Annotated in this window: 20 protein-coding genes; 13 read left to right on the top strand and 7 right to left on the bottom strand. The window is 53.1% G+C overall.

What is annotated here, in order from left to right:
* Window positions 1–48 precede the first annotated feature (48 nt).
* Complete coding sequence (cspD, locus tag ACWAU4_RS12580) at window positions 49–255, bottom strand: cold shock domain-containing protein CspD (protein WP_025011178.1); 207 nt, start codon at window positions 253–255, stop codon at window positions 49–51.
* Window positions 256–651: 396 nt separating this feature from the next.
* Here cspD and clpS point away from each other — a divergent pair, with 396 nt between their 5' ends.
* Both clpS and clpA read left to right on the top strand, forming a co-directional pair.
* Entirely contained in the window at window positions 652–960 is a 309-nt protein-coding gene (clpS, locus tag ACWAU4_RS12575; protein ID WP_025011177.1) for an ATP-dependent Clp protease adapter ClpS, read from the top strand.
* 33 nt (window positions 961–993) lie between these two features.
* Window positions 994–3,252: an ATP-dependent Clp protease ATP-binding subunit ClpA gene (gene clpA / locus ACWAU4_RS12570; protein WP_028781435.1), complete on the top strand. Its 2,259-nt coding sequence runs from the start codon at window positions 994–996 to the stop codon at window positions 3,250–3,252.
* Window positions 3,253–3,443: 191 nt separating this feature from the next.
* On the opposite strand, the gene infA is transcribed toward clpA, so the two are convergent.
* The 3 genes from infA to aat form a co-directional block, all read right to left on the bottom strand.
* Window positions 3,444–3,662 (bottom strand): translation initiation factor IF-1, encoded by a 219-nt coding sequence (gene infA, locus ACWAU4_RS12565; protein ID WP_005500725.1) that lies wholly within the window; start codon window positions 3,660–3,662, stop codon window positions 3,444–3,446.
* A gap of 80 nt (window positions 3,663–3,742) precedes the next feature.
* A complete protein-coding gene (locus tag ACWAU4_RS12560; RefSeq protein ID WP_025011175.1) occupies window positions 3,743–4,453 on the bottom strand; it encodes an arginyltransferase in 711 nt (236 codons plus the stop codon).
* On the bottom strand, window positions 4,443–5,153 hold the full coding sequence (aat, locus tag ACWAU4_RS12555; RefSeq protein WP_025011174.1) for a leucyl/phenylalanyl-tRNA--protein transferase: 711 nt from the start codon (window positions 5,151–5,153) through the stop codon (window positions 4,443–4,445). The genes ACWAU4_RS12560 and aat overlap by 11 nt, the downstream gene beginning before the upstream one ends.
* Before the next feature lie 53 nt (window positions 5,154–5,206).
* Here aat and ACWAU4_RS12550 point away from each other — a divergent pair, with 53 nt between their 5' ends.
* Window positions 5,207–5,686: an outer membrane lipoprotein gene (locus tag ACWAU4_RS12550; protein WP_025887702.1), complete on the top strand. Its 480-nt coding sequence runs from the start codon at window positions 5,207–5,209 to the stop codon at window positions 5,684–5,686.
* Window positions 5,687–5,762: 76 nt separating this feature from the next.
* On the opposite strand, the gene ACWAU4_RS12545 is transcribed toward ACWAU4_RS12550, so the two are convergent.
* Window positions 5,763–6,116, bottom strand: a complete 354-nt coding sequence (locus ACWAU4_RS12545) for a hypothetical protein (RefSeq protein ID WP_045283860.1) — start codon at window positions 6,114–6,116, stop codon at window positions 5,763–5,765.
* Window positions 6,117–6,353: 237 nt separating this feature from the next.
* On the opposite strand from ACWAU4_RS12545, the gene ACWAU4_RS12540 reads away from it, so the two are divergent.
* Complete coding sequence (locus tag ACWAU4_RS12540) at window positions 6,354–7,106, top strand: Nif3-like dinuclear metal center hexameric protein (protein WP_096141860.1); 753 nt, start codon at window positions 6,354–6,356, stop codon at window positions 7,104–7,106.
* 67 nt (window positions 7,107–7,173) lie between these two features.
* Here the strand turns inward: ACWAU4_RS12540 and metG are convergent, their stop codons facing one another.
* The gene (gene metG / locus ACWAU4_RS12535) at window positions 7,174–9,204 is read right to left on the bottom strand and encodes a methionine--tRNA ligase (protein ID WP_454290288.1); all 2,031 of its coding nucleotides are present in this window, start codon (window positions 9,202–9,204) and stop codon (window positions 7,174–7,176) included.
* A 159-nt stretch (window positions 9,205–9,363) separates the two neighbouring features.
* On the opposite strand from metG, the gene apbC reads away from it, so the two are divergent.
* From apbC to ACWAU4_RS12490, 9 genes are read left to right on the top strand one after another with little or no spacing between them, the layout of a single operon-like run.
* Window positions 9,364–10,479: an iron-sulfur cluster carrier protein ApbC gene (gene apbC / locus ACWAU4_RS12530; protein ID WP_025011170.1), complete on the top strand. Its 1,116-nt coding sequence runs from the start codon at window positions 9,364–9,366 to the stop codon at window positions 10,477–10,479.
* A 12-nt stretch (window positions 10,480–10,491) separates the two neighbouring features.
* Entirely contained in the window at window positions 10,492–11,130 is a 639-nt protein-coding gene (gene udk, locus ACWAU4_RS12525) for a uridine kinase (RefSeq protein WP_025887708.1), read from the top strand.
* Between the two features lie 30 nt (window positions 11,131–11,160).
* Entirely contained in the window at window positions 11,161–11,742 is a 582-nt protein-coding gene (dcd, locus tag ACWAU4_RS12520) for a dCTP deaminase (RefSeq protein ID WP_025011168.1), read from the top strand.
* 14 nt (window positions 11,743–11,756) lie between these two features.
* A complete protein-coding gene (gene pabC, locus ACWAU4_RS12515; protein ID WP_144131186.1) occupies window positions 11,757–12,590 on the top strand; it encodes an aminodeoxychorismate lyase in 834 nt (277 codons plus the stop codon).
* Window positions 12,587–13,594 carry an endolytic transglycosylase MltG gene (mltG, locus tag ACWAU4_RS12510; protein ID WP_044734615.1) on the top strand — a complete coding sequence of 336 codons (1,008 nt, stop codon included), beginning with the start codon at window positions 12,587–12,589 and terminating at the stop codon, window positions 13,592–13,594. The genes pabC and mltG overlap by 4 nt, the downstream gene beginning before the upstream one ends.
* Entirely contained in the window at window positions 13,594–14,226 is a 633-nt protein-coding gene (gene tmk / locus ACWAU4_RS12505) for a dTMP kinase (RefSeq protein WP_025887713.1), read from the top strand. The genes mltG and tmk overlap by 1 nt, the downstream gene beginning before the upstream one ends.
* 25 nt (window positions 14,227–14,251) lie before the next feature.
* On the top strand, window positions 14,252–15,163 hold the full coding sequence (gene holB / locus ACWAU4_RS12500) for a DNA polymerase III subunit delta' (RefSeq protein WP_144131184.1): 912 nt from the start codon (window positions 14,252–14,254) through the stop codon (window positions 15,161–15,163).
* A 10-nt stretch (window positions 15,164–15,173) separates the two neighbouring features.
* Window positions 15,174–15,500 (top strand): PilZ domain-containing protein, encoded by a 327-nt coding sequence (locus tag ACWAU4_RS12495; RefSeq protein WP_025011164.1) that lies wholly within the window; start codon window positions 15,174–15,176, stop codon window positions 15,498–15,500.
* 44 nt (window positions 15,501–15,544) lie between these two features.
* Window positions 15,545–16,333: a TatD family hydrolase gene (locus tag ACWAU4_RS12490; RefSeq protein WP_025011163.1), complete on the top strand. Its 789-nt coding sequence runs from the start codon at window positions 15,545–15,547 to the stop codon at window positions 16,331–16,333.
* A gap of 369 nt (window positions 16,334–16,702) precedes the next feature.
* Here ACWAU4_RS12490 and rsmF read toward each other — a convergent pair whose 3' ends face one another.
* The gene (gene rsmF, locus ACWAU4_RS12485) at window positions 16,703–18,106 is read right to left on the bottom strand and encodes a 16S rRNA (cytosine(1407)-C(5))-methyltransferase RsmF (RefSeq protein ID WP_144131182.1); all 1,404 of its coding nucleotides are present in this window, start codon (window positions 18,104–18,106) and stop codon (window positions 16,703–16,705) included.
* Window positions 18,107–18,130 lie beyond the last annotated feature (24 nt).

Here is an 18,130-nt window from a genome sequence, read left to right as displayed (position 1 = left end):
TTAAAAAGGCGGGGATGACCCCGCCTTTTTTCATCTCTGTTCACCCGGTTATTTAACTGGAGAGATAGCCGAGGCATGCATACCTTTTGGGCCCTTCTCAACTTGAAATTCAACAGGTTGGCCTGCTTTTAGAGTTCTGTAGCCTTCCATTTCAATGGTTGAATAGTGCGCAAAAACATCCTCACCACCTTCATCAGGGCAGATAAACCCGAATCCTTTGGCGTTGTTGAACCATTTAACAGTTCCGCTTGCCATACTTCCACTTCCTTCTATTGTCTGCTTCCCAGTAAGATAGTAAAACTTTTGAGCGCTTTAGCAGGCGCTCAGATAACAGAATGTAAGCAGTGTTGCTGGATGTCAAGCTTAAGTTAACAAAAAAACAACATTGTATTTGTTACTGTGCGTATACGGTTTTGCCATGGTGGCACTTTATCGGTAATGCCTACCTGGAACATCTTAGGCTTATTCTCGGCGTATACGTTTTAACCGATTGAAAAATAAGCATGAGTTAGAAACGCCTTAGACAAGCGCCGCCGCGCCAGAGTATAGTGTGATAAAGGGCAATACCGCCCAGGGCCCGCCAAGCGGTACTTTGAGACATGGCCGGGCATAGTGTTGGTAGAAGCCAAGTTGAGAGGCTAATATTGAATCATGGGTAAGACTGGACAGATAGAACGTGTGGAGGAAGGGGTTGAGCAGGAATTGCAACCACCTCCAATGTATAAAGTGATTCTGAACAACGATGACTATACCCCAATGGACTTTGTTGTGGAGGTACTGCAGCTGTTCTTTCGCAAGAATGAACAGGAAGCCACAGACATTATGTTGACCATACATCATCAGGGAAAAGCGGTTTGCGGCGTTTACCCGTTCGGGATAGCCGAAACCAAAGTGGTTCAGGTGAATCAGTTTGCAAGACAAAACCAACATCCGTTACTGTGTTCGTTAGAGGAAGCTTAACCAGCCTGTCTCTGTAGTTTTTAGGGGGTGCGTATGCTGAACAAAGATCTTGAAGTGACCTTGAACCTGGCATTTCAACAAGCCAGAGATGCCCGTCACGAATATATGACGGTTGAGCACCTACTGCTGGCGCTGACCGATAACCCCGCCGCAAGGGATGCCTTGCTCGCCTGTGGCGCCAATATCGACCGACTCAAGGAGGAGGTCGCCAACTTTATTACCCAGACCACACCCATTATCAGCGATCCCGATGATGAACGTGAGACTCAGCCGACACTGGGTTTCCAGCGGGTGCTGCAACGGGCAGTGTTTCATGTGCAGTCGTCAGGCCGCAATGAGGTGACCGGCGCCAACGTGCTGGTAGCCATTTTCAGTGAGCAGGAGTCCCAGGCGGTTTATCTGCTGCGTCGTTACGATATTACCCGCCTGGATGTGGTGAATTATATTTCTCACGGCTTTGCCAAGAACGATGAGGCCGATGCTCCGGGGTCGCAGGAAAGCCTGGAAGATCAATCCGAAGCCACAGAAGAGCGCAGCATGCTGGCTCAGTTTGCCAGTAATCTCAATGAGATGGCCAAGCAGGGCAAGATAGATCCGCTTATCGGCCGCGATAACGAAATTGAACGCTCGATTCAAATTCTTTGCCGTCGCCGCAAGAATAACCCGCTGCTGGTGGGCGAGGCCGGCGTCGGAAAGACCGCCATCGCCGAAGGTTTGGCCTATCGGATAGTCAATGAGTCTGTGCCTGAGGTGATAAGCGAAGCGACCGTCTACTCTCTGGATCTCGGTGCGCTGTTGGCCGGCACCAAGTATCGCGGCGACTTCGAGAAACGCTTCAAGAGCCTGCTCAAGGAGTTAACAGCGGATCAGAATGCGATTCTGTTCATCGATGAAATCCACACCATTATCGGTGCCGGCGCGGCATCCGGTGGGGTGATGGATGCATCCAACCTGCTCAAGCCCTTGCTCTCCAGCGGTAATCTGCGCTGTATGGGCTCCACTACTTTTCAGGAATATCAAAGTATTTTTGAGAAGGATAGGGCACTGGCGCGGCGCTTCCAGAAGGTGGACATTCACGAGCCTTCGGTGGCCGAAACCACCAAGATACTTCAGGGGCTCAAGAGCCGTTACGAAGAACATCATGGGGTGCGTTATACCCTGGCGGCCTTGGCCAGCGCTGCCAGCCTGTCGGATAAGCATATCAACGACAGACATCTGCCGGACAAGGCCATCGATGTGATCGACGAAGCGGGGGCGCGGATGGCGATGATGCCTCAGAGCAAACGCAAGAAAACCGTGGGTCAGAGCGAGATTGAAACCATCATCGCCAAGATGGCCAGGATCCCGGAAAAAACAGTGACTTCTTCCGAGAAGGACTTGCTGAAAAACCTGGAACGCAACCTGAAGATGGTGGTGTTCGGTCAGGACAAGGCGATAGAGAGTCTCAGCGCGGCGATTCGGCTGGCACGCAGTGGTCTTGGCAATGAAAATAAACCTGTGGGGAGCTTCCTGTTTGCCGGCCCAACCGGGGTGGGTAAGACAGAGGTGACCAACCAGTTGGCGGCTTGCCTCGGGCTCAAGCTTATCCGCTTCGATATGTCCGAATATATGGAAAGCCATACTGTGTCGCGTTTGATTGGCGCACCTCCGGGTTATGTCGGCTACGATCAGGGTGGTTTGCTGACCGATGCCGTGATCAAGACGCCTCACTGTGTGGTGTTGCTCGATGAAATAGAAAAGGCGCATCCGGATATCTATAACCTGCTGCTGCAGGTAATGGATCACGGTACTTTGACCGATAACAATGGGCGCAAGGCGGATTTCCGCAACGTGACCCTGGTGATGACCACCAACGCCGGGGTGCAGGAAACTGTGCGTAAGTCCATTGGCTTCAAACAGCAGGATCACAGCCAGGATGCGATGTCGGAGATCAATAAGGTGTTCTCGCCCGAGTTTCGCAACCGACTCGACTCCATTATCTGGTTCAACCATCTGGATATGACCATTATCGCCAAGGTGGTGGACAAGTTCCTGGTCGAGCTGCAGGCACAGTTGGATCAGAAAGGGGTGACGCTGGAAGTCAGTGATGAAGCCAGAACTTTGCTGGCCGAGAAGGGTTACGACAAGACCATGGGGGCCAGACCTATGGCCAGAGTGGTCAAGGATCTGCTGAAACGGCCGCTGGCCGATGAAATCCTGTTTGGTAAACTTGAGTCCGGTGGCATCGCCCATGTGGATGTCAAAGATGGCGAACTGGAAATCAACACGGAAGCGCCGGAGAAGATCTCCTGAGAAGCTAAGTCGAAACAAAAAAATGGCTGCCACTGGCAGCCATTTTTATTCTGAATCCTGACCCTTATCCGACACATTGATGCCTGGATAGACAACGGCAGGCCAGGTGCGCCTGCTGCGCAGTGGGTCGCCCCCATGGGCTCACCAGCAAAAAAACCGGCACAGCCGGCTTTTGAGAAATAACTGGGATCTTAGCGTGAGCGGAAGACGATGCGGCCTTTGCTCAAGTCGTATGGAGTCAGCTGCACAGTGACCTTGTCACCGGTCAGGATTCGGATGTAGTTTTTACGCATTTTACCGGAAATGTGAGCAGTCACAACGTGACCATTTTCCAGTTCAACCCGAAACATTGTATTTGGCAAGGTTTCAAGGATAGTCCCTTGCATCTCAATGTTGTCTTCTTTCGCCATTAATCAGTTATCCCGTTAGCCTCGAATGTAAAAAACCGCCGTATCATGCCGCAAATTACAGCGGCTGTAAAGGGGAGGCCTCAGTGATTGTCGCTTTTCTGCCAGCCCTGAACGCCGAGGATCTCATAGGGGCGGTAGAGTCGCTTGTAACCCATTTTGTCGTGGTTATCTATTTGATATCCCAAATAGAGAAACGATTTCGACATCAATTTGCCCAGGCGGCATTGCAGCAGTACCAGTAAGATCCCGAGGGAGCGGTCGCTGTAGTCCGGGTCAAAGTAGCTGTAGATGGCTGACAGGCTCTGGGGCAGGAGATCTGTCACCGCCACGGCAACCAGTCGCTGACCATGCCAAAGTTCGATAAACACCGGGCTGAGCCACTCACAGGCGAGAAAATGACGGTACTGCTCTTCGCTCGGAGGATACATGGGGCCGTCACTGTGGCGGGCACAGATATAACGCTCATAGAGGGGATAGTGAGCCGGGGTTTCCTCGGTCACAATCCTAAAGTGCAGGTCACGGTTTTTGGCCAGGGTGCGTTTTTGTCTTTTGGACAGGCGAAATTCATCCAGGGGAACTCGGATGGGCTGACAAGCGTTGCAGTGGGGACAACGGGGCTTGTAGATGGCGCTGCCACTGCGGCGAAACCCCAGTGCCAACAGGCGCTCAAACAGTGACAAGTCCAGCTCATCTTCCTGGATCACCAATAACTGCTCCTGTTGTCCGCTCAGGTAGCTGCAGGCAAAGGGTTGGCTGAGGCCTATGGCAATGGCATGGTTATCAGAGTTCAAGTTTGACCTCGTCGGTTTGCCAGCAATCCCTGGCAAGACTACCGTCCCTGAATTGTTTCAGGAGTGCGAGAAAATCTTTACGCTTTAAACTTTTGGCTCCGAGGCTCTCAAGGTGCGGATTCATCACCTGGGCATCGATAAGCCTGAAACCCTGCTTGAGTGCATATTGGTGCAGGGCGATAAAGGCCGCCTTGGAGGCGTTGGTTTTACGGTGGAACATGGACTCGCCACAGAACACCTGACCCACGGCCAGGCCATACAGGCCACCTATCAGGCGCCCATTGTCCCAGACCTCGAAGGAGTGGGCATGACCCAGGTGGTGCAGCTCCTGGTAGGCCAGACGGATCTCTCCGGTTATCCAGGTGCCGGGCTGATCTTTTCGCGGCATGGCGCAACCGGCCATCACATCGGCAAAGGCTCGGTCGATGCTGAAAGTCCAATCCTGTTTTTTCAAATACTTGCGTAGACTACGGGAGATATTTATGCTGCCAGGAACAAAGACGGCGCGGGGATCCGGAGACCACCAGAGAATGGGGTCATGGGTATTGAACCAGGGGAAAATGCCCTCGTAATAGGCGTTGAGTAACCGCCTGGGATGCAGGTCGCCGCCAATGGCCAATAGGCCGTTGGGATCCGTCAACGCCAGCTCTGGCGACGGGAAAGGATCCAACTCATGATTTAAGAAAGACAGTAGGTTCACAATTGCGTATGATTCTGCTCAGGGCCTTCTTATAAGTTAGCGGAAAAACAGCTATGTGGAAACTGATACTGAATGCAATGCTGCTGCTCTCATTGTCCCTCGCAGCGGGAACCCATACCCTCTATGCCGGTTATGACAGAAACCAGGCTCAGCCGGTTGAAAAAGTGCTCTACGGTCAGGTGGAGTCGGTACGAAAAATCACCGAGAAACAGCTGATGGAAGACAGAAATCGCGGCTGGAAAACCTTCGGTGGTGCCTTGCTCGGTGGCGTGATTGGTCATCAGTTCGGTGGCGGTAGTGGTCAGGATGTGGCGACTGTACTGGGTGCTCTGCTCGGCGCCGGCATTGGTCATCAATATGGTGACAGCAGTTACTATCGTGAACTCAAGTTGGTGGAGTTGATGATACGTCAGGAAGATGAAACCCAGGTGATGATCATACAGGATGAAGATCCCGGCATGACCTTCAAGGTAGGCGATGAAGTGCGGGTGGTTTATCTGCAGGGCAGTGTCCGGGTCGACCTGGCTATGTGATTTGACTATGTAAGCTTTGAGCCAATAATAGATAAAACAAAGGCGCCGAGAGGCGCCTTTGTTTTGGATGGAGCAATTAAAAACCGCGAGGCAGTTTGTGATTACCGGCTGCCAGTTTTTCACGCCACAGCTCTTTGGGAGTCTTGCCCCCTTGGCTACCGGCTTTGGCAGGCGCAACCTGTTTGGGTTTTGCCTTTGCGGCTGGCTTTGCTGCAGGCTTGGCCGCCTTGGGTTTTTCCTGCTTGGCTTCAGTCTTGGCTGGTTTGGCGCTATCTGCCAACATCTGTTCCAGTTCAGCGAAACGAAGTGATTTACCGCCATCGATTTTGTACCAGCTGCCATTTTGTTCAATGGTCACTGCTTTGCCCTGTTGTTCACTGAGAGCTTGCTGCAGTGTGCTGATAACTTCTTCTTTGGTCAGTTTTGCCATAATCATAACCTGTTTATTTTTAGAGTTACTTGAAGGTTTGCGATAATTTTATAAGTCAAAGGCCGGAAATGTCCAATTTACCGGCCAAAAAGCAGCAAACTTGTGCCCAAGGGCGCAGCTTTTGGCCGCTTTGGGCGCTGAAACCGGCAATTAGGCTTAAATGTTGTGACCTCAATCCTTGGGCTCGCTGTGCTAGAATGGCGCCATATATCTGCAACTGAATCGACAGGGAACCCTATGAAAAGAGAGGAACTCAGACAATATCTGGGCGAGTTTTTACAACTGGACAAGTTTCGTGATTATGCCCCCAACGGTCTGCAGGTCGAGGGCAAGGCCGAAATTCGCAAAATAGTCACAGGTGTAACCGCGTGTCAGGCATTGATTGACCGGGCTGTGGAAGCCGGAGCCGATGCCTTATTGGTGCACCATGGTTTCTTCTGGAAGAATGAGCCCGAAGTGTTGACCGGAATGAAACAGCGCAGGATCAAGAGCTTGCTGCTTAACGACATTAACCTGTTCGGCTATCACTTGCCGCTTGATGCCCATCCGATGCTTGGCAATAACGCCGAATTGGGCCGGGTGCTTGGGGTCATTGAGCCGGAGGCGGTAGAAACCGTCGCCCAGGGTTTGCTTTGGCAAGGAGTGCTTGACTCACCCATGACAGCCAAAGACTTGAGTACTTTGCTTGAGCAGCGTTTGGGGCAGGCGCCTCTGCATCTGGATGGCGGTGAAAGAAGCATACAAAAACTGGCCTGGTGTACGGGCGGCGCCCAGGATTATATCGATGCCGCAGCGGCCTTGGGGGTAGATGCCTTTATCAGTGGTGAAGCCTCAGAGCGTACCTTTCACAGCGCGGTCGAGCAGGGGATCCATTATTTCGGCGCCGGTCACCATGCCACCGAGCGGTTTGGCATCAAGGCGCTGGGGGAGCATCTGGCACGGGAGTTTGAGCTGGAGCACGAGTTCATTGATATTCCCAATCCGGTATAACTATCAAGGGAATAGGAAAAGGCCGCGATTGCGGCCTTTTTGATATGGGATAGATGCTACAAGAGTCTTATTTGACTCTCATGCCGGGTTGAGCGCCTTCATGGGGCTCGAGAACCCAGAGATCCTTGCCACCCGGGCCCGCGGCCAGCACCATACCTTCAGACAAGCCAAAGCGCATCTTGCGAGGAGCCAGGTTGGCCACCATTACTGTCAGTTTGCCTTCGAGATCTTCCGGGGCATAAGCCGACTTGATACCGGCAAATACCTGACGGGTTTCGCCGCCGAGATCCAGCTGTAACTTCAGCAGCTTGTTGGCTTCAGGGACATGCTCGGCCTTCTTGATAAGTGCAATCCGCAGATCCAGCTTGGCAAAGTCGTCAAACTCTATGGTTGGGCTGATAGGGTCATCCGCCAATGGGCCGCTTGCCTTGGGCGTATCCTCGGTTGCCTTGAGGCTTTCCTTGGAGGCTTCCACCATGGCATTCAGCTTATCGAGCTCAATGCGTTGCATCATAGGCTTGAACGGGTTGATTTGGTGACCGGCCATATCCAGTGCCAAGCCGCTCCAGCTGAGCTCCAGCTTGAGGAAGGCCTCAACATCGGCGGCCAAGCGTGGCAGTACCGGCTTGAGATAAGTCACCAGAATACGGAACAAATTCAGCGCCACTGAGCATACCTGGTGGGCGCGGGCCAGGGTTTCTTCGTTTTTCACCAACTGCCAAGGAGCTTCATCGGCAACGTAAGCGTTGGCGACATCGGCCAGCGCCATGATTTCACGCATCGCCTTGCCGTATTCGCGGCCTTCATACAGCTCGGCGATCAGCTCCTGCTTGGCCAGGAAGGACTCGGCCAGGCTGTTGTCTTCTACTTTAGCCAGTTTGGCGTCAAAACGCTTGACGATAAAGCCGGCGGTGCGGCTCGCCAGGTTAACCAGCTTACCGACCAGGTCCGAGTTGACTCTGGCGGCAAAGTCTTCCAGGTTCAAGTCCAGATCGTCAATGCGGCTGGAGAGCTTGGCTGCGTAGTAGTAGCGAAGATATTCAGGATCCAGATGATCCAGGTAAGTGCGGGCCTTGATAAAGGTGCCCTTGGACTTGGACATTTTGGCGCCGTTGACCGTGACATAGCCGTGGGCATAGACACTGCTTGGTTGACGGTAGCCGGCACCTTTGAGCATGGCCGGCCAAAATAGGCTGTGGAAATAGACAATGTCTTTGCCGATGAAGTGATACACCTCGGCCTTTGAGTCGACATTCCAGAACTCGTCAAAGTTCAGCTCCGGGCGCTTGTCGCAGAGGTTCTTGAATGAACCCATGTAGCCCACAGGTGCATCGAGCCAAACATAGAAGTATTTGCCCGGCGCATCGGGGATCTCAAAGCCAAAGTAGGGGGCATCACGGGTGATATCCCACTGCTGCAGGCCTTGCTCGAACCATTCATCCAGTTTGTTGGCCATTTCACTCTGCAGTGAACCTGAATGGGTCCACTCTTTGAGCATGGTTTCAAAGGCGGGCAGATCGAAGAAGAAGTGCTCTGTCTCTTTCATGACAGGTGTGGCACCGGAGACCGCCGAGCGCGGATTGATCAGCTCGGTTGGGCTGTAGGTGGCGCCACAGGCGTCACAGTTGTCGCCGTATTGGTCTTCAGACTTACACTTGGGGCAGGTGCCCTTGACGAATCTGTCCGGTAGGAACATGGACTTTTCCGGATCGAACAGCTGGGAAATAGTCTTGCTCTTGATATAACCGTTGTCGCGCAGTTTGAGGTAGATCTCACTGGCCAGCTGGCGGTTCTCTTCGCTGTGGGTGCTGTGATAATTGTCAAAGGCAATATTGAACTCGGCAAAATCCTGCTGATGCTCTTGATTGACCTTGGCGATCATCTCTTCGGGTTGGATCCCCATCTGCTGAGCCTTGAGCATGATAGGTGTACCGTGGGCATCATCGGCACAGATATAATGACACTCATGGCCACGAAGTTTTTGGAAGCGGGACCAGATATCTGTCTGTATGTACTCGAGCATGTGGCCCAGGTGAATGGGACCGTTGGCATATGGAAGCGCGCTGGTAACAAGGATTTTACGTTGTGTAGTTGCCATCTTTTCTCTGTTAAATCTAGGCCCTGAAAGAATGGCATAGATACTAACCGATTAATCTGGCTTTTTCATCAAAACCTGACATGAGTGTGTTAATTCTACTCTAATATTTACGGCATTATCTGATACACTTGGCCAAATTTATCAAAAGGGGATTGCGTTTTGTCTTCTGCTTCTCAGGACTATCGTCTCAGTGACGATCTGCTCGGTCCGGTTCTTGCCATTCTCAATGCGTTTCAGGATCCATACCTGGCCCAGGGTTTAGTCGATGCCGGTTGTATTCGTAAGTTGGATTTGGATGGTAAAAGGCTGCTGCTGACCATCTTGTATCCATATCCTTGTCAGACCCAATATCGCGACACAGTGATCGCGCTGACCAATGAATTGTCCAAGCTCGATGCCATCGACGAGGTGGAGTGTGAGATTGGCTTTGAGCCTTTCAGTTACTCGGCCCTAGGCAATATTGCGCCTATTCCCAATGTGAAGCAGGTGATTGCCGTTGCTTCCGGCAAGGGCGGTGTGGGTAAGTCAACCACAGCGGTTAACCTGGCCTTGGCCCTGGCGGCCGAAGGCGCCAGGGTGGGTATTCTGGATGCCGATATCTATGGCCCTTCCATTCCTCTGATGCTGGGGATCCCGACATTCAGACCCGTTTCCCCTGATGGTGTGCATATGACAGCCGCCACGGCCCATGGTATCAGCGCCCAGAGCATAGGTTTCATGCTGACCGATGATCAGGCCGCTGTATGGCGTGGCCCCATGGCCGCCGGCGCTTTGGCGCAACTGCTCAACGAAACCCAGTGGCCTGAGCTGGATTACCTGATGATTGACATGCCTCCTGGCACGGGGGATATCCAACTGACCCTGTCACAGAAAGTGCCTGTTAGCGGCGCCGTGATAGTCACAACGCCTCAGGATATCGCCCTGGCCGATGCCAAGAAAGGCATCACCATGTTCCAGAAGGTGAACATCCCAGTCGTGGGTATTGTGGAGAACATGAGCTTCCATCTCTGTCCTGCCTGTGGCCATAAAGAGCATCCTTTCGGTACTCACGGCGGCAGCAAGATAGCCGAACGCTATCAAGTGCCTTTGCTGGGCGCCTTACCTCTGCATATCAATATCCGTGAGGATATGGATAACGGTGAGCCGACTGTGGTGGCCGCACCTGAGGGTGAAGTCGCCGCCATTTACCGGGATATCGCCCGCCGTGTGGGTGCCCAACTGGCAAAACAAAAGAATCACAGCAGTATTTCAATCGCAATAGCAGATGATGAGTAAGGTTTTAGCAGCATGAATTCGCCACAGTGTGTCGTTATCGGGATAGCAGGGGCTTCGGCGTCAGGTAAAAGTTTGATCGCCAAGACCATATTTGAAGAGCTATGCCGAGACTTAGGGACAGATCAGATAGGGGTTATCAACGAAGATGCCTACTATCGGGATCAGAGCCATATGTCCATGGACGAGAGGGTCAAGACCAACTATGACCATCCCAAGGCGTTGGACCATGAACTGCTCGGTACTCACCTGGTAGCGCTCAAGCAGGGGCAGGCAGTGGATATTCCCTGCTATAGCTACGCCGAGCATACCCGCACCAGTGATACCTTGAAGATGACCCCTAAAAAGGTCATTATTCTCGAAGGTATTTTGCTGCTGACCGACCCTAAGCTGCGTGAACTGATGGATGCCAGCGTGTTTATGGACACGCCGCTGGATATCTGTCTGCTGCGGCGTCTGACCCGTGATGTGGCCGAGCGTGGCCGCACCATGGAGTCAGTGATCAGCCAGTATCAGAAAACGGTAAGACCCATGTTTCTGCAGTTTATCGAACCCTCAAAGCAGTATGCCGACATCATAGTGCCAAGGGGCGGCAAGAACCGGATTGCCACCGATATTCTCAAGGCCAGAATCCAGCATTTGCTGGCGAAATAACTACAAATATCCAGGGAGCTATAAGGCGAGATGCGATTAACTGATATCGAGATTGAACAATGTCTGGACGAGGGCAACATAGTCATAGATCCCCGTCCCGGCATAGAGGCCATCAGTGGCGTGAGTGTTGATGTGCGTCTGGGTAACCAGTTTCGGGTGTTCAAGGATCACACGGCGCCTTATATAGATCTCAGTGGCCCCAAGGCCGAAGTGCAGGCTGCACTGGATAGAGTGATGAGCGAGCAGATAGATATTGCCGATGGCGAAGCCTTCTTTTTGCATCCGGGCGAGCTGGCGCTGGCGGTGACCTATGAGAGTGTTCATCTGCCTTCCGACATAGTCGGCTGGCTCGATGGCCGCTCATCACTGGCGCGTCTGGGCTTGATGGTGCACGTGACGGCGCACCGTATCGACCCGGGCTGGCAGGGGCGAATCGTGCTCGAGTTTTACAACAGCGGTAAATTACCGCTGGCACTTCGTCCCATGATGACCATAGGGGCGCTGAACTTTGAGCGTCTGGCCCGCCCTGTGGCCAGACCCTACAACACCCGCAAGAATGCCAAGTATCGCGATCAGCAGGACGCGGTCGCCAGTCGGATCAGCCAGGACTGAGCCCTGGGCTGCGCATGACTGGCGTATGGGTTCAGGGCAAAGAGCAGGATAGCGTTTGCGTTCGCGATCGGGGCTTTACCTATGGTGATGGCCTGTTTGCGACCATGGCGGTGGATGCCAGGGGGCAAATAGCCTTTCTGAGTGAACATCTTGCCCGCTTGACTCAGGGGGCGCTGCGCTTGGGTTTTGTCTGGCAGGCATCGGATGCCTTGTACTCAAGCCTCAAACGCATCGCCGCCGCCAATCCCCATAGCTGCCTTAAGTTGCAGCTCACCCGGGGGGAGGGCGGCCGTGGTTATACGCCGCCGGTAGGCGCTTTAGTCACCGAAGTCATCAGCCTGGCGCCATTGCCTGCGCATTACCCAGATTGGCAGCAAAAAGGGATTGTCCTCAAGACCTCGTCCATCAGGCTTGGCAAACAGCCTAGGCTTGCCGGTATTAAACATCTCAACCGTCTGGAACAGGTGCTTATCAAGGCGCAGCCATTGCCTGAAGGCTTTGATGATTGGTTGGTACTGGATTGCGACGATTTACTGCTCGAGTCCTCGATGGCCAATCTGTTTCTGCTATTACCTAATGAACAAGGTAAACTGACGGCGTATTCACCGGCCATGAATTACTGCGGTGTCTCCGGAGTGATGCGACAGCAGTTGATCGTGGCCTTGCTCGACCAGGGCATTGACGTGCAGCTGTGCCCTATCAAAACAGAGATGCTGCAACGGGCGCGGCACCTCTTTATCAGTAACAGCCTGTTGGGTTTGGTCGATGTTATTGCTGTGGATCAGCGCAGCTTTGAACTCTGGCCCGGCAGCACACCTCTTCGCAAGGCACTTGCTATCCAATTATGAAAAAATGCTTAGTTGCGGCCCTGGCCTTTGTGTTTACCCTGATGACTCTGGCGCTGGGCGTTGGTTTTTGGGGTTATAACGAACTCAACCGCTTTGCGGCCACCGAGCTGAAACTGGACGAACCCAGAGAGCTGTTGCTGAAACGAGGCACCTCCTTTTACCAGTTGGGGCAAGAGCTGCAAAATCAGCAGCTGTTGGAGTTTGACTGGCACTGGAAGCTCTGGGGTAAGCTTTACCCGCAGATGACTGCCATTCGCAGCGGTCTCTACCAGATTGAACCCGGCGATACACCTGTGTCTTTGCTGGAGCGGCTGGTGGCCGGTGACGAGAAGACTTTCACCCTGACGCTGGTAGAGGGCAAGACTATTCGTGAGTGGCAAGCGTATCTGCAGACTTTGGCGCATCTCAAGGTCAGCGACAAGCCGTTTATCGATGTGCTCGAAGCCCAAGGGGATAGCAGCGGCTTGCCTGAAGGCAAGTTTTTCCCGGATACCTATCAGTATCGTGCCGGCACTGAGCTCAATACGTTGTTGACCCAAAGCTTTATCAAGATGCAGCAACAACTGGAGAGTATCTGGCAGCAGCGGGATCAGAGCATTCCGCTCAAGAGTCCCTATGAACTCTTGATCCTGGCCTCCATCATAGAAAAGGAAACCGGCCTGGCAGAGGAGCGCGGCAAGATAGCGGCGGTATTTGTCAATCGCTTGAAAAAACGCATGCGCTTGCAGACAGATCCCACCGTCATTTACGGCATGGGTGAGCGCTTTGATGGCAATATCACTCGTAAAGATCTGCGCGAAGAAACGCCATTCAATACCTACCGTATTTTTGGACTGCCGCCGACACCTATTGCCGCGCCCGGGCGGGAAGCCCTGCTGGCGGCCGCACACCCGGAAGCCGTAGAGTATCTCTACTTCGTTTCCCGCAATGACGGCAGTCATGTATTTTCCCGTACACTGGCCGAACATAACCGCGCCGTGAACCAGTATCAGAGAAAGAGATAATGCCACAAAAAGCCACTGCAAAATTTATCGTTATCGAGGGCCTGGAAGGCGCCGGTAAGTCCAGTGCCATCGCATTGGTACGAGACTTTATCGAAAAACATACCGGCAAGGCACCTGTCTGTACCCGTGAGCCGGGTGGCACCCCGTTGGCGGAGAAGATCCGCGACTTGGTAAAGGTGGCCGATGCAAGCGACCCTCTATGTGACGAATCTGAATGCCTGCTGCTGTATGCCGCCAGGGCGCAACTGGTGGCCCGAGTGATCAAGCCGGCGCTGGCCGAGGGCAGTTGGGTGCTCGGCGACAGACACAACCTGTCGTCCCTGGCTTATCAGGGCGGTGGTCGGGGGTTGATGCCATTGGTCAGCGCGGTCAGCGCCGCCACCCTTGGGGACTTTAAACCAGACTTGACACTGTATCTCGACATAGAGCCAAGCCTTGGGCTAACCCGTGCCGCCAACCGTGGTGAGCTGGATCGAATCGAGCAGCAGGAACTGGCCTTCTTTGAACGCACCCGTGCCACCTATCTGAGCCTGGCACAACAGGACGACAGCATAGCGGTTATCGACGCCAGTCAGAGCATGGCCGAAGTGCATAAAGATATTCTGGCTGTGTTGCAAACCAAAGATTGGTAAGCACGCGGCATAAGGAGTGATGAAGATGGACATGCCTTGGTTGAGTGACGCCAAAGCCCGTTTTATGCAGCAACTGCACTCGGCTCAGATGCCTCATGCGTTGCTGCTGGGGCTTTCCCAGGGCTATGGCGGCATGAAGCTAGCCGAAGAGATAGCCGCGGCGGCCCTGTGCAGCGAACCCACAGCTCGGGGAGAGTGCGGTCATTGCAAGAGCTGCCAGCTGGTGCTCGCCGGTAACCATCCCGATTTTCATCTTCTCGAAGCCGATGGTAAACAGATAAAAGTGGATCAGGTGCGGGCGCTTTGTCAGGACCTCACCTCCACGGCCCAGCAAGGTGGGCGGCGCGTGGCGCTTATCGCCCAAAGCGAGCGCCTCAATCAAGCTGCGGCCAATGCCCTGCTGAAAACCCTGGAAGAGCCGGGGCAGGGGACGCTGATTATTCTACAGACCGACAGCACAGCCGGGCTGCTGCCGACCATATCCAGTCGTTGTCAGAGAGTGCAGGTAAAACTGCCGGACAATAGTGCCATTCAGTTCTGGTTGGCGCAGCAATTGCCGCTGCCGGCCGATGTTACCTGGTGTTTGCCCGTCGTCGGCGGGCCGCTAAAGTTGGCAAAGGTTTTGCAGTCTGACAGATACCAGACCTTATTGGATTATCGCCGCGATTGGCGCGCCAGTTTGTTAACGGGCCATCTGTGTGCTAGTTTGTTAACAGTAGGTGAAGAACAAATCTCTGATGTACTTAGAGTTTTATACTTGGTGTTACATAGAGAGCTGTTAACCACCGAAGGGGAGGACCCCTTGCTGCGGGCGCGAATAGCGACCCTGGCTGCCAAGGTGATGGATACCTGTAATCGTCTGAGCCAGATGCCGAGTGTCAACTACTTGGCGCTTTGCCAGAATTATGTCTTAGAATATAAGAGACTGAAAACTTAAAAAGTATCCTATGGTCGATCTGACAGTGAATTTTGACACCCTGCACCAGTTGTATCGTGCTTACATGCCTTTTATTCAGCCAGCAGGCCTGTTTGTGGCAACTACCGAGGGACATTTCCTCGGTCAGGAGATCCAGATAGGTTATCGTTTGCCGGGCTCGACTCATGTCAATGAGTTTCAGGGGGTCGTGGTGTGGATCAACCCGCTCGGTGCTTCCGGAGGACGCCCGGCCGGTATAGGGGTTAAAATTCTCTCGGATCCCGAATCCCACAAGCATCATATCGAAAAACTCCTTTCCAGAGAGCTTGCCTCGGGTGATTTGACCTGCACTATGTAGGGCGCTATCCTTGCCGTCCTTTTCAATTGTGGGTGGATTTCCAAGTGTTAGTTGATTCCCATTGCCATCTCGATCGCCTCAAAGCCGCGCCGGATCCCGAAAGCCTCAGTCAGTTGCTCGATGCCGCCAAGGCTCGGGGGGTAGACTATTTTCTTTGTGTCAATGTCCGGCAAAAAGGTTTTGCAGAGATGAAGGCCAAAGTCGCCGGGTTTGAGCAGGTGTTCCTGTCATCCGGGGTGCATCCTTTGGATGTGAAAGAGGGATTGGATCTCAATGAACTCAAGCGTTATGCCGCCGACCCGAAAGTCGTGGCCATTGGCGAGACAGGGCTGGATTATTTCTACGCCGATGATACCAAGGCATTGCAGCAACAATGCTTTGAGCAGCAAGTGGCACTGGCCAGAGAAGTGGCCAAGCCTTTGATTGTTCACACCCGGGATGCCAGAGAAGACACCATAGCCATACTGAAGAACGGTGGCGCCGAACAGTGCGGCGGGGTACTGCACTGCTTTACCGAGAACTGGGAAATGGCCAAGGCGGCTATGGATCTGGGCTTTTATATTTCGGTTTCTGGTATCGTCAGCTTTAAAAATGCCGGTGAGCTAAGAAGTGTTATCCGTAAAATCCCCAAAGACAGGTTGCTGGTCGAAACCGATTCGCCTTATCTGGCACCCGTGCCTCATCGGGGAAAAGAGAATCAGCCGGCCTTTGTTCGTGATGTCGCCGAGTTTGTTGCCGAGCTCAGAGGTGAGTCCTTTGAAGAGTTGGCCCAGTACACCACAGACAACTTTTTTACCCTGTTCAAGGATGCGGCCAAACTTGCGGCAAGATAGGCTAGAGGCTTAGGGATATCCAACCACTGGTCATCTGCAAAAAAGCTGCAGATAAAAAAAGGCCCAAAACTATTCCAATTGTTTTGGGCCTAGGGGAATGGCTCATGGTTGAGCCGTGCGCTAATGTTGAGATCCGACAGGATTGGCTATCTCTGACTAAATATTAGCCGAACGCCGCTAAAAGAGGTATTTGGCCGGCAGATTTGTTAGCACCAATTGATATAAGATATAACAAAAATAGAGGTCGATTTAAGTAAGGGCACTTAAAAGAATGACTTAACAAGCCACTCTTTTAAGCATTCAGGCAAGTTTAATCGAAGGCGTGTCTGCAGCGGCGTTTACCTAATGCTTTCAGGACGGCCAAGGCTTTCAGGATAGGCAGATCTTGTCTTTGACCAGCTCCCGCGGCAGGTTGTTCTTCAGCCTGTTTCCCAGATGTTTACCCAACCCCAGCACTTGCCCGCCCCAGGTCAATACCAGCTCACCACGGGCCTTTTCACTGCCATCCAGCGCGATATCCCGGCCCATCAGATAAGCCTGAGCCTCAGGCTCTGTAACTTCATAACCCTTGTCGGCGGTTACTCCCAAGGCCATTAAGGCTTCATGGCGCAGTTTCAACCCATGCTTACTGGCATCGGCGAGCTTAAGACCGATACGCTGATAACGCATCTTGCCGATAAAGGGCTCAAAGCCGCTGGGAAACAGCCAGTACTCCTGATCCCTTATCCAGAGGCTGCCTTCGGGAAGCGTTTTGCCGAGCAACCGCTGCAGCTCGGCGGCGATGGCCTGTTGCTGTTTGGCACTGGCGAGACTGAAAGGAAACTGCTTTTGCTGTTTGGGTTCATCATTTTCGCGCGCCACTGAACTCAGTTTACGCACCTTGGCAACAAAGAAACCTTCGCTGTCATAGATTTGCGGCCAAATATGCAGGAAGCCCTCGGCAGTGCAGGCTTTTTCCGCCCCGGCAAACAGTGATTCAAGTGACTCAAAGGCCACCGCAGTGCCATATTTTTGCTTGAGGTGTTGCAGTACGGCCTGGTTTTCCTGGCTGTTGAGGGTACAGGTGGAGTACACCATTACCCCGCCTGGCTTAAGTGCCAGAAAGGCGGAATCTATCAAATCCCTTTGAGTGGCGGCAATGTCGGCTATCTCCTGTGGATCCCAGTGTTTTAGGGCATCCGGATCCTTACGTACCGTGCCTTCACCGCTACAGGGGGCATCTAGCAACACGGCATCCATGGATTCATACTGGTATTGGCCGAACACCCTGGCATCGAAGTGGGTCAGGGCCGTATTGCTGACCCCCATTCTCTGTAGATTGGCATGCAGCACTTTGACGCGGCTGGAGGAGTATTCGTTGGCGATCAGCACACCACCATTGGCCATCATGGCCGCCATTTGTGTGGTCTTGGAGCCCGGCGCCGAGGCCATATCCAGCACCCGCTCCATTCCAGGCTCCAGCAGCGCCATGGGCGGCAGCATGGAGCTGGCCTCCTGAATGTAAAACAGCCCTTGCTGATGTTCGATACAGTTTCCGGGTTGGCTATCGCCCGCTTGGTACCAAAAACCCTCAGGGCACCAGGGAATGGTTTCGAACTGCCAGCCTTTGGCCCGCATTCGCGAGAGGAATTCATCGACGCTGATTTTGAGGGTGTTGACCCGCAAGGCGGCTCTCAGTGGTAAGCTGCAAAAGTGAATAAAATCCTCGAGCTTGAGATGTTCTGGCAGATCCTTGGCGATACTGTTGATAAAATTCTGATTTAATTGAACCATAAACAAAAAGGGTGACCCCGGGAT

It is taken from the genome of Shewanella sp. FeAMO, assembly GCF_053653955.1.
This window is presented reverse-complemented; position numbering and strand designations above follow the sequence as displayed.